At 64.4% G+C, this 10,885-nt stretch carries 12 protein-coding genes and 1 pseudogene; 11 read left to right on the top strand and 2 right to left on the bottom strand.

Annotated features, from left to right (window positions below; translation table 11 throughout):
* Positions 1 to 88: 88 nt before the first annotated feature.
* The 10 genes and pseudogenes from E1809_RS25665 to E1809_RS27920 all read left to right on the top strand — a co-directional run.
* The gene (locus tag E1809_RS25665) at positions 89 to 397 is read left to right on the top strand and encodes a hypothetical protein (protein ID WP_133207054.1); all 309 of its coding nucleotides are present in this window, start codon (positions 89 to 91) and stop codon (positions 395 to 397) included.
* A 523-nt stretch (positions 398 to 920) separates the two neighbouring features.
* A complete protein-coding gene (locus E1809_RS25660; protein ID WP_133207053.1) occupies positions 921 to 1,148 on the top strand; it encodes a hypothetical protein in 228 nt (75 codons plus the stop codon).
* A gap of 235 nt (positions 1,149 to 1,383) precedes the next feature.
* Positions 1,384 to 2,163 carry a hypothetical protein gene (locus E1809_RS25655; RefSeq protein WP_133207052.1) on the top strand — a complete coding sequence of 260 codons (780 nt, stop codon included), beginning with the start codon at positions 1,384 to 1,386 and terminating at the stop codon, positions 2,161 to 2,163.
* Between the two features lie 74 nt (positions 2,164 to 2,237).
* A complete protein-coding gene (locus E1809_RS25650) occupies positions 2,238 to 3,068 on the top strand; it encodes a hypothetical protein (protein ID WP_133207051.1) in 831 nt (276 codons plus the stop codon).
* Positions 3,069 to 3,131: 63 nt separating this feature from the next.
* Positions 3,132 to 3,443: a hypothetical protein gene (locus E1809_RS25645; RefSeq protein WP_133207050.1), complete on the top strand. Its 312-nt coding sequence runs from the start codon at positions 3,132 to 3,134 to the stop codon at positions 3,441 to 3,443.
* 258 nt (positions 3,444 to 3,701) lie between these two features.
* The gene (locus E1809_RS25640; protein WP_165962513.1) at positions 3,702 to 4,007 is read left to right on the top strand and encodes a putative quinol monooxygenase; all 306 of its coding nucleotides are present in this window, start codon (positions 3,702 to 3,704) and stop codon (positions 4,005 to 4,007) included.
* Between the two features lie 187 nt (positions 4,008 to 4,194).
* On the top strand, positions 4,195 to 5,097 hold the full coding sequence (locus E1809_RS25635; protein ID WP_205754338.1) for an ABC transporter ATP-binding protein: 903 nt from the start codon (positions 4,195 to 4,197) through the stop codon (positions 5,095 to 5,097).
* Positions 5,094 to 5,903 (top strand): ABC transporter permease, encoded by an 810-nt coding sequence (locus E1809_RS25630; RefSeq protein WP_133207047.1) that lies wholly within the window; start codon positions 5,094 to 5,096, stop codon positions 5,901 to 5,903. The genes E1809_RS25635 and E1809_RS25630 overlap by 4 nt, the downstream gene beginning before the upstream one ends.
* A 16-nt stretch (positions 5,904 to 5,919) precedes the next feature.
* On the top strand, positions 5,920 to 6,657 hold the full coding sequence (locus tag E1809_RS25625) for a hypothetical protein (protein WP_133207046.1): 738 nt from the start codon (positions 5,920 to 5,922) through the stop codon (positions 6,655 to 6,657).
* A 189-nt stretch (positions 6,658 to 6,846) separates the two neighbouring features.
* Positions 6,847 to 7,052 (top strand): annotated as a pseudogene (locus tag E1809_RS27920) (IS21-like element helper ATPase IstB); the annotation flags it as partial.
* A 568-nt stretch (positions 7,053 to 7,620) separates the two neighbouring features.
* Here the strand turns inward: E1809_RS27920 and E1809_RS25615 are convergent.
* The gene (locus E1809_RS25615; protein WP_133207045.1) at positions 7,621 to 8,589 is read right to left on the bottom strand and encodes a quinone oxidoreductase family protein; all 969 of its coding nucleotides are present in this window, start codon (positions 8,587 to 8,589) and stop codon (positions 7,621 to 7,623) included.
* Between the two features lie 571 nt (positions 8,590 to 9,160).
* Between E1809_RS25615 and E1809_RS25610 the strand changes: the two genes are divergently transcribed.
* On the top strand, positions 9,161 to 9,628 hold the full coding sequence (locus tag E1809_RS25610; protein WP_133207044.1) for a hypothetical protein: 468 nt from the start codon (positions 9,161 to 9,163) through the stop codon (positions 9,626 to 9,628).
* A gap of 82 nt (positions 9,629 to 9,710) precedes the next feature.
* Here E1809_RS25610 and E1809_RS25605 read toward each other — a convergent pair.
* On the bottom strand, positions 9,711 to 10,885 hold a 1,175-nt coding region (locus E1809_RS25605; protein ID WP_165962512.1), incomplete at its 5' end, for an acetate and sugar kinases/Hsc70/actin family protein.

Genomic DNA, 10,885 nt, shown 5'->3' with positions numbered 1-10,885 from the left:
GTGACCCTTCCGGCCGGCATCGTAGCCTCAGCAGCGGACCGCTCGAGGGCGGCAAGTTTCCCGACACCTGCATATTAAGGCGAACACCATGAGCATCGAAATTTCAGACTTCACCACCCTGCTAGGCGACACGGCTGTAGCCGAAATGGCATGGACCGCCGAGACGGTCACCGGCGCCGTCCGCCGGGTCGAAGAAGAGCACCCCGGGTACAGCTATTCATACTCCACGGAAATCCGATGCGACGCCTGGGAATGCAGCCGGTACATCGAGCTCAACCTCGTCCGAGGCGTCAGCACGACCATCACAGCTGACGAGGCATACGCTGCCCACCGTTTGGAGCGTCTCGATGCGCTCCTCGCCGAACTGATCCACATGCCGGAAGACCTTGGCAATTAACCACTGACTGACTGCTTCCGAATGTCGGTCGCGCAGGGCGAGCCGCGAGTACAAGACCTATAGATGTATCTGCAGAGCCTGGAGCGCCCCGCTCCGGAAGAAGGTGGACCCCCGGGCTGAAGGCAGTCGAACACCGCCAAGGGGTGGGCCGCTTCCGGTTTCGAGCCGAGACGTCGACTCTTCAGCCATGGGATCACGACCAACGGTGAACACGCGGAGCGGACTGGAACATGACCCGCGCACCAAGCGCGCCGGTCAGCAATCCGCAACGAGATCAAGGGTCCGATCAGGACCGTAGCGGCAATCTTTCTCGTCGTTGGGTCGATCGTTGTCTTGGCCAGTGTCATTCTTCCCTTCACAGCCCCGTGAGTCCCGCAGGCGCCGGCCCTTGACTTTAGGAATGAACTTTTCCGGTTTCTGAAGCACCCATACTTCGGGCTGAGGAGCTTCTCGCCGTCGGACGGAGGTAGAGTCCGCCGGTGACGGCGTCCTTGCCGATCCGGCCCCCGAACCCGTTCGGGTCGTGGCTGCGATCCATCGGGCTGAGCTGGGCCTGTTCCAGGTGCCATTGCCGCCAGGCTGTATAACCGGCGCCCTCGGCAACGGGTTCACCGCGGAACCATGCCTCGTCGATGGCGTCAACGTAGAGACCGGCGAGCAGTGTCGCGTCGGCGGCGTCACGGTCAGGGTCCTTGACCTCCCGGACGTGGTGTTGAACTCGAACGGTTCAATGCCGGGCTTGAGGTGGTAGCCGTGGCGACGACGGACCCGATGATGACAACGAGGGCGATCACGCCAAGAACTCCGAAGCCTGCAATTTTCAGGCCCTTGTTCCGAAGCCGGGACCGTGTGGACGCGACGGAACCGCCAGGTTCCAAATGCTTTCCGGAGGAGATGCAGAGGCTAATCTTGTCCAAGACCTCATGCCCGGGCATGGCATCTTGAGGCAGTGCGTTCGCGTTCGCCTTGGTCATCTATTTTGGGGGATGGTTGCTTTGAGGTTTGCGCGTCGCGTTGTCATTCCGGTACTTGCCGGTGTGCTGATCCTGCCGATGACCGGATGCACGGGTGCTTCAGCACCCGGCGCGGTACCCACAGACGCCTGGACGATCAGCCCGGGTCCCACTGCCGGTGCAACGCCCGCCGCGGTGTATTCCGTTGCCCGGCTGCGTGCGCTGGTGGGTAGCGTCCGTGCCGTCGATGGCCTTGCAGCGTCCGTGGTGGACGATTCCCAGCTCAAAATGATCCAGGGCATCCAATCGCTGGGTTCATCAATGGTGACCACTGAACCAGCCGAATGCCTGGACCTGCTGCGTGCCGGGAGCTTCTCGGATGACCGGATACCGACTGCTGCGGCCCTGCTCGGCCCACCAGCCGGCAGGTCAACCATTACGGCCTCCTCGGATGATTCCGGGCTGTACTGGCAAGGCATGTACAACCTGGACCGGGTCCGGGCCCGATGCTCACCCTCCACCCTCATCCTTGACGGCCAGAGCGCCCGCTACGAACTTTCCTCGGTCCTTGCAGACCTGCACGGAAGGAAAGCAACCGCCAACGTCCAGACAATCACGGACCAGAACGAGCCGCACTTCACTCTGGCCATGGTCGCCATGACCGGGAACCTGTTCGTCACCGGCAGCAAGACGATCCGCGCCGCGCGGCCCACCGACGCCGAAGTCAAGGAACTGAGCGGCTACATCAATGCGGTCATCGACGGGGCCGGCACAGCAATTCCCCTGGCGGCCGCAACAGACACCAGCGCCTGAACGGGACGCCAAGGTACGGGCCAAGCGTCCGGAACACGTCGCACATACCGACACCAACGAAAACAGGGGGCTACATGAAGCGGGATACGGACGAGCACATGCCGTCCCGGCCGGAAGAGACCATCCCGGGCGTCACGTCGCCCCCGCCCGCTGAGGGGGAGAAGAACCCGCGGGGAAGGCGACCCCCCAGGAAAAGCACCCCGGTCGTCGTCATCGCGTGTCTGGCCGTCCTGTGCGGCGCCGGTGCCTGGGCATTCCTTCCCCAGGTGCTGAACAACGGCCAGCAAGAACAAGCAGCCGCCACGACGCAGCCGGCTACCATAGCCACGGCGACCCCACGGCCAACCCCGACCCTGCGTTTGACCGACTACACGGAACCGGTCCACGGCTTCACCGTGAAGTTCCTCAGCCCACCGTCGCACTCCAGGATGACGCTTGCCCTGACCGAGGAAACCACGTCCACCGCGGATGTATACAGTCCCGAAAATTCGGGCCAATCCGTCATGGCATTGCCTCTTCCGTGCATGGACCCTGCGCATACGACCGAGGTCCTGCAGGCCACGCTGGATGCAACCGTCAAGAATTCCGCAGACTCCGGAAAACCCGGATCCGCGCCGCCAACCATGGAAACCAGGGAACTGACCACCGTGCAGTCGTTCGCCGCCGTCCGGGCAAATTTCACCTATACGGACTATGACGGCCGGACTCTGCGCGCCCAAATCCTGACTGTCATGCACGGCTCCACCATCATCCAGGTCCTCGCGTTGTCCGGCTCGTCTCCTGATCCCCTCCTTGATTCCGGACAGAAAACCTTCATGGAATCACTCCGTTTCCTGGACCGGCCCGCACCCGGCGCACCGGTGTGCACCGACCCTTCCCAACTCCCCGGAGTCAGTGCGAGCTGACGGTTCAGGAACCGTGCCCGGTGGTTCCCGCAACCGTAATGTGGTTGATCGCAGATTCTGCGGGTGGGGGAGCCGCCTCCCGTCGCCGGGGCTGGCGTGGCAGGCAGGGCGATGGGGCGGGCGGCCGCGACCCTGCGCGAACCCGAGCGGCTCCAACGCAAGTACAACCGCGACCGCGAATCGCTTGCAATCGTTGCCGGCGTCCTGCGCCCCGAATGGCGGACCCGCCAGGAAATGCAAGACCGCGACGCCCGTGACAACCTGCTGGACTATGTCGCCCAAGAGTTTCATGCACCCCCGGCTCATCCCACTCCCCGGCCGCGGATTCCGTTCCGGTCCGAGCTGGCCGACGGGCTCGGGAGCGACGAACTGTGATGGCGGAAAAGGAAGCGCAGATCATCGGAGAGCTGGAAGCCGTGAGACAGTGACCAGGGCCACGGTCACGTGCATCCACCGGCCGAATACGCGATGACGGGGGTTCGTACAGGGGAATGGCCGGCCCGAGTGCCGTTTTGTTCCTCTTGCACGCAGTGATGATTCGAGTCGATCGGACATGTCCCGGGCGTTGACTAGCTCCGGACCCGGTGATCCACTGAATGCTGAATGATTCGATGTCGTGAAGAGGATGCGCTCATGCCGATCTACCAGACCGCGCACTATCAGGTTCATGCCGATGCCGTCGAGCGCGTCAAGGCGGCAGTCGAGGACTTCGTCGCCTACGTGAAGGTGAACGAGCCCGGCACCCGGCTTTATGCCGCCTGGCAGGAAGCCGGGGATCCCACCAGGTTCGTTCACCTTTTCATTTTCGAGGACGAGGAAGCCCACGAGGCGCACGGCAAGTCGGATGCGGTCGCCGCCTTTGAAGCCGTCTATCAGCCTGTGCTGGTGGGCGGACCGGTCCGGTTCACCGACTATGGTCTGGTCGCGGGCACGATGTGACCACGGTCCGGCCGCAACCGCACATTCAGGGCGGACTACCGGCCGGTGTTCCCCTTCCATGGCATCGCGAAACGGGGCAATACCCGCAGCCCTGAAGCGCCCGGAACGGCAACCGGCTCGACGATCGGCCGTCCATCGATGAGTCTGCCGATCGGCGTAGTCCATATCCCGGAAAGGGATGATGTCCATGAATGCCATCGAAACACATGGCCTGATCAAGCACTTCGGCAAGCGGACCGCCGTCGACGGCCTGACCATGTCTGTGCCCGAAGGCTCCATCACGGGGTTCATCGGGCCCAACGGGGCCGGGAAGACCACTACGCTTCGGCTGCTCCTGGGGCTGGTGCGGCCCGACGCCGGCAGCGCCACCGTTCTGGGCCACTCTCTTACTGAATTCGAACGCTACCTGCCCCGCGTCGGGGCACTGGTCGAAGCCCCGGCCGTCTATCCGGGTCTGTCCGGGCGGACCAACCTCGAGGTGCTCGCCCGCCTTGGCGGCCACCCGCGCTCCCGTGTGGGCGAGGTGCTGGAAACGGTGGAACTCTCCGACCGGGCCCGTGACCGGGCCGGAACGTACTCCCTGGGCATGAAACAGCGGCTCGGTGTAGCGATGGCCCTGCTGCCCGATCCGGAGCTGCTTATTCTCGACGAGCCGGCCAATGGCCTTGATCCCCTGGGCATCATCGGGATGCGCGGGATGCTCCGCCTCCTGCGCGGCCAGGGGAAGACCATCCTGCTCAGCAGCCACCTGCTCGGGGAGCTTGAACACGTTGCGGACTGGCTGGTCATGCTCCACGAGGGGAAATCCGTCTACTGCGGCACGGCCAGGGAGCTGCTGAGCCAACGCGTTGAGCTCGTGATCGAACCCGAAGACGATCTCCAGCGCGAACTGGTGACCAGGATCACGAACGCGGCAGGCCATGCCGTCACGACCGAAGAGGGCGCTTTGCGCATCGCCTGTCCTGCCGGCTTTGACAAGGCCCTGGACCGGCAGGCCAGGGAGACCGGCGTGACCAATCTGACCATCCGGGTTGAACAGCCCAGCCTCGAACAACTGTTCCTCGCCCTCGTGAAAGGACAGCGTCCATGACCTCCGTGATCCGCGCGTTCGGCAGCGAGGTTCTGAAATTCCGGCGCTGGAGCGTCCTGGCGGGTACCGGGGCGATGGTACTCGTGAGCACCTTCATCGCTTACCTGACGTTCCACCAGATCGCCTCCGGCGCCACCGGCAAGGAGATGACCGGGCTCATCGAGGCTTTCCGCACCCCCCAGGGATTGGTCGCCGTCATCGGCCAGGCCCGGTCCGTGATCATCGCCATCGCACTCATCATGGTCGCCGCCAACCTCGCGTCGGAATGGACCCTGGGCACGCTGCGGAACCTGCTGGTACTCCAGCCGCACCGCCTGCGCTGGCTGGCAGGAAAGATGCTCGCACTCGTGCTCTTCGTCCTGCTCTCGATGCTGCTGACCCTGGTTGTCAGCGGGGCCTTCATCCTGATTCTCGCCCCTGGGCAGGGGATCCGGACCGAAGCCTGGACGTCGGCGGACGGGCTGGGCATCTTCGTCGAATTCCTCGGCAACGAGGCGCTCTGCCTCGTCGGAATCAGCGCCCTGGGCATGCTCGTTGCGGTGCTGACCCGTTCGGTCGTCACCGCAGTGGGGGTCGGCCTGGCCTACATCCTGGTCCTGGAGGGAATCATCGCCGTCGTCGCGCCGGAGGTGTCCCAATGGTTTCCCGGCAGGGTATTCAACACGATCGTCGGAGCGACGGTACCAATGGTGGGTCCGACGCCCCTCCAAGGCTATCCGGCGGCCCTGGGAGCAGCGCTTCTGTGGATTGTCGGCTTGGTTGTGGTGAGCGCCATCGTGTTCCCCCGCCAGGACGTCAAAGCGTGACAGAAAGGAACACGCGATGTCCGAACAGCAACCCGAACAACCCTCAGGGGCGGAAGCGCCCGGCGCGGGAGATGAGCCCTCCGGCGTCGACGGCAACGAGCGCCTGACCGCACTGACAGGTGCCGTGGTGCTGGTACTGTCGGTGGCCGAGATCGCCACCGTCCCGACCCTGGGCAGCCTCATGGCGGCGCACTTCTTCGTCGGTGTGCTCCTGGCAGGCCCGGTCGTGGCCAAGACGGCCAGCACCGGCTGGCGATTTATCCGCTACTACTCGAGGGATCCCGCCTACCGCCGCAAGGGGGCGCCCCGGCCGCTGCTGCGCGTGATCGCTCCGCTGCTCGCCGCATCGACGCTCACGCTGATCGGCAGCGGCATCGCCCTGGCCATCACCGGGCCTGCTCCCGAGATCCTGATCCGGGTGCACGTTGTCAGCTTCCTGGTCTGGCTCGCCACTATCGCGGTGCACGTCTTCGCATACGTCAGGCGGGTACCGGGGCTGATAGCCGAGGACTGGCACCGCCACCCCCTCCGGCAGAAGCGACGGGACGCCCGGGCACCGGAGCCATCGGGACGGCGGATGCGGCTGGCGGTCAACATTGCCGCGCTCGTGCCGGCCGCGACCGCTGCGGTGCTGCTTCGGCCGACTGCCGCACCATGGGTGGGGTCGCGTGGTCAGGCCGTGACAGGACCAGGGGTCCTCGGCGTCGCAGTGAGTATCGCGACCGCCGTCGCGGTGATGCTGAAGCGCCGCTAGAGGGAGAATCAAGACCGCAGGCACATATACGGGGACCGACTGTGCAGCCGGAACTCAGAGCGCGGCCGGGAATGACGGTCGGCGCCCCCGGTTTGCCTGCCATAAAGCCAGCCAAAAAACCGACGCAAGGAATCGACGCTCCCGAGCAGCAAAAAGCGTTGACTGAGGAGCAGTGTCCACAAACGTCTCATGAGCCCCACCGCACCGGCCGCCACCATCACCCCGACCCTGCGCCGGCGGCGCGGCCTCACTGAACAGGCCGCCGTCGCCGCCGTGGACCAGGCCTGCCGCCGGCTGCGCCTGCCCACCGTCCGTGCGGTCCTGGACGAAGCCCTGACCGTCGCCGGGAAGGAGCAATTGAGCTATCAGGGTTCCTGGCCGAGCTGCTGCTGGCTGCGGGGTCGGTCAGCGGATCGTTTCCGAAGGGGACCTTCTGCCGCGAAGCCAGCCAATAATGCCCATAATGCCTAACGCCAGATAGAGAACTCCAAGGGCAATACGCCAAGGCTCCGCTGAGCCACTGGAGCCAGTCAGAGCGACGATCAGCCATGCGATACCAAGAACGAGCCAAGCAAAACCCAGAAGGGCAAACAGCCACCGTCTCGGTCGCGGAGCGGCCTTTTCCGAGTCACCTGTGCCTGCCTCGCCGGAAAATCGATCCTCTGGCATTCGCGCAGCCTACCGATCATCAGCGCCACAGTCTACGCGTTGGTGCATGAAGGACCCCCGGGCATGAGGGCACTGTATAGACAAGGGCTTGGCTCGAAGTTTCCTGAGGCCCGCTTCAAAACGAATGCAAAACGTCTCCTGGCCATTACCCCCGGTAAGTTCAACCGCTCAAGCCGGGTTTCTCAGTGGGGCCAGTAATGACCGCGTCATGCCGGGGCCAAGAAGGGTGGACATGGTCAGCATGGTCTGCGCCGACGCCCAACGGTTGCAATGAGGGAATGTCCCGCTTTGGACCTAAGGGATGAGCAGCAGTTTTCCGTTGGCCGTCCTTGTCTGAAGGGCTTCATGGGCGCGCCCGGCATCGGCCAAAGGGTAGGTTCCGGCGATGCGCACATCCAGGGTTCCGTTGAGGACGGCGTCAAACAGCTCGCTGGCGCGCCAGTTTCGTTCTTCCACGTCTTGGAGGTAGTCGTCGACGGTGGGGCGGGTGACGTAAAGGGATCCGTGTTTGTTGAGTCCTTGGAGGTCGAATGGCGGCACTGGGCCGGGGGAGGCGCCAAAGAGCACCAGCATTCCGCGTTTGCGGAGGGCATTGAGGGACTCGTCGAAGGAGTCCTTGCCTACGGAGTCGTAGACGACGTCGGCGCCACGGCCTTGGGTGATTTCCCGGACCTGCTCCGCATAACCGGAGTACCCCACGATCACGTGGTCGGCACCCAGGGACCGCGCCGTCCCGGCCTTCTCTTCCGATCCGACGACGGCGATGACCGTTGCTTGTTGGACCTTGAGGAGCTGAACCGCAAGTCCACCTACCCCGCCGGCCGCGGCTGTGATGACGGCCGTATCGCCCCTTTGGGCCGGGTAGGTGGAGCGGACCAGATAGTGGGCCGTCAAGCCTTGCCCTGGCAGCGCCGCAGCGACCTCATCGGAGATCCGGTCCGGAACACGCAACGCTTGGTCGGCTTTGACGAGGAAAGCATCAGCGTAGGTGCGGGAGGCCTGGGTGGTGGTGACGCGGTCGCCGATCGCGACGTTTTCAACCGCTGCACCGACGCCGATCACCACACCCATCCCTTCGGAACCCGGCGTGAAAGGATGCTCCACCGGGTAGAGGCCTTCACGCTGGTAGGTCTCGATGAAGTTCACCCCGACGACCCGGGTCTCCACGAGCAGCTCATCAGCAGCAGGTTCAAGAGCGGGCCGTTCACCGAGCAGCAGGACTTCCGGGCCTCCATACTGCTCGACCATGACGGAACGGACCATCGGATACCTCCTGGGTAAAAGACAGGGCCGGTGGGCAGCGCTGCCGGGTTAAAAAGTCTGCTAGACGCATCGCCACAGCGCATAAGCGTTCATATAATGAATATTGCGTTCAATTTCTGACACTTGAACCTGCCCGGTCAAGGTACTTGACGCTGCGGCCTGCGCCACCTTGCGGTGCAACTTGTTCCTTTTATAATTGTTTCGCTTATTCAGTGAACGCACCGACGGGGAATGACTTATGACAAAGCAAATAGAGATGCTTGCCTCGCAACCCACGACTTTGTGCTGATCCTCGACCCTTCGCGCCGTTGAGTGTGCAGGTTCCGATTGCCGGCACGACGCCCTCGGTGCTCAAGCATCGGACCGTTACTTACCGTTCGCTGTGTAGCCGGATTCGGCTGTGTTCCTGCCGGAGTCCGGGATCAAATGAACGGTCGCTTTGTGGCGTCGGGCCATCGGACGTCCCACTGTGCCAACGCTGGACACGGCATCTCTACGGGCGCATGCTGATCCTGTCCGCGCTGGTCACCGCGCGTGACCCAGGATCGGTGAGGGAAGCTGGCGTAAGCCCATGAGCGCAACACCCGACGCCCGGCAGCGGCTGTCGACCAGGATCGATGATAAACAACGGACCCTCCGGGCATACCTTGCCAGGGAACGGCCCCGGCGGAACCGGCTTTCCACCGTCAGCATCATCGGCAGCGGCCTGGCCGCCGTGCTCACCGCAGGCCCCGCCGCCGGCGGCACCGGGTTCAGCCACGCCGTCGCCGGCATCTTCTCGCTCGGAGACGACTCGACCGTGTGGCGGCTGCTGTGCCTGCTGGCAGTAATTTTCTCGGTCGCCGCGGCCCTGGCCACCAACTTTGCGACGTCCCGCGCGGTCGCGGACAGGGTCAGCGCAGCTGAAACCTGCTCTGCCCAGTTGGAGGGCCTTGCTGTCTCTTTGGACATCGGCCACATCAACCTTGACGAGGCGGTGAAGCTGTATGAGCAGTACACCGCCCGGGTTTCCTTCGTGGACGGCGGCGCAAGCCACTGATCGGAGTACCTGTCAGGAAAGCGTTTGAGCCGGTTGTTGCCGGGGAGACCTTCGTCGCGCGGCTGACAAACAGTCTCCATCATCAAGCCGCATTCTGATCCTTAGCTGCTCCCGGAGCCGGCGCCGGATCCTTTCCGGCGGCCTGCTCGACGTGGCGCGCCGCGATATAGAGACCTTCGCGGTTCAGATGCCGCGAGTACCGGGCGTCGAGATACAACACCGGAATGTCACCGGCGATCTGCTGCAGCTTCGGACGCAGGAACTTCGCGATAGGCCCCGAGCCGCCACCATAGACATAGACCACATCGGTGGCGGAGCCGGCCTGTGCCAATACATCGCCGAACGCCGAGGCGATCTCCTCGCACAGGTACTCGGCCTGGTCGTCGACGAAGCCCCGGGCACGCTCATGCTTGGCCCGGGTGAACTTGGACGGCTCCTGCTGGAGGAAATCCGCGAGCTCCTTGCGGCTGCCGAAAACGAGCGGGGGACGGGCCTCGCGCATGGCTTCGATGGCGTTCTCGAGCACCGTGCCGAAACCCTGGTCCAGCGTGCCGGACGCAGCCGGGTTGAACCGGCCCTCGGAGTACGCGGGGAAGTTCGTCGTCCCTTCTCCGGCATCCACGCCGATCGTGTTCTGCACGGCAACCAGGTCCGCGGCACTGATCCCTTGCGCGGCCAGCCGGGCATGGCCCTCGGGATCGCTGTGCCGGAGGTCTTCCAGCAGGGCCCGGGCAAGCACCTCGCCCTTGTTCGTGATCGCGAACTGCGCACTCGCACCCTCCGCCAGCACGTGCACGGCCTCGAAGGTGAGACGGACGGGAACCGGGGTGTTGAACATCTTCAGCGTCACCAGGTGCGTCGCCGGCGCAGCGGCCGGCCCGGTGAAGTCTGCCGCAAATCCGTGCCGGCGCTGTACGTACTCGGTGATCGGCAGTGCCAGGCCGGCCCGGACGCTCGCCCGCAGTTCGTGTGCGGGGAGGACGCCGTGCTCTGCGACGTAGTCGCGCAGTGCCTTGGCGGCAAAGACGCCGAGGACCAGGATGAACGACAGTTCCTGGTCGGCCTTCGAATGCGGGCCGAAGACCTCGAACTGTGTGAGCTTGCCCGGCGTCGTCAGCGCCTTGCGGCCGAACGTCTTCAGATCGGTGCGGCTGACCAAGGGGGACTGGATGGAGCATTCGATCCGGTTGTAGAAATCCGGGTCGGCCAGCACCTCGGCCGCGGTCGAGTCCTCCAGCGGCACCTTCGGCATGCTGC

Origin of the sequence: Arthrobacter terricola (genome assembly GCF_004354015.1) — a bacterium.
Classification (GTDB): domain Bacteria; phylum Actinomycetota; class Actinomycetes; order Actinomycetales; family Micrococcaceae; genus Arthrobacter; species Arthrobacter terricola.
Note: the sequence above shows the minus strand (reverse complement) of the source record. Positions and strands in the feature narration are given on the sequence as shown.

Coding starts and splice junctions, on each gene's coding strand:
- E1809_RS25665 (WP_133207054.1), top strand. CDS start 89: ATGAGCATCGAAATTTCAGACTTCACCACCCTGCTAGGCGACACGGCT.
- E1809_RS25655 (WP_133207052.1), top strand. CDS start 1,384: ATGGTTGCTTTGAGGTTTGCGCGTCGCGTTGTCATTCCGGTACTTGCC.
- E1809_RS25650 (WP_133207051.1), top strand. CDS start 2,238: ATGAAGCGGGATACGGACGAGCACATGCCGTCCCGGCCGGAAGAGACC.
- E1809_RS25640 (WP_165962513.1), top strand. CDS start 3,702: ATGCCGATCTACCAGACCGCGCACTATCAGGTTCATGCCGATGCCGTC.
- E1809_RS25635 (WP_205754338.1), top strand. CDS start 4,195: ATGAATGCCATCGAAACACATGGCCTGATCAAGCACTTCGGCAAGCGG.
- E1809_RS25630 (WP_133207047.1), top strand. CDS start 5,094: ATGACCTCCGTGATCCGCGCGTTCGGCAGCGAGGTTCTGAAATTCCGG.
- E1809_RS25625 (WP_133207046.1), top strand. CDS start 5,920: ATGTCCGAACAGCAACCCGAACAACCCTCAGGGGCGGAAGCGCCCGGC.
- E1809_RS25615 (WP_133207045.1), bottom strand. CDS start 8,589: ATGGTCCGTTCCGTCATGGTCGAGCAGTATGGAGGCCCGGAAGTCCTG.
- E1809_RS25610 (WP_133207044.1), top strand. CDS start 9,161: ATGAGCGCAACACCCGACGCCCGGCAGCGGCTGTCGACCAGGATCGAT.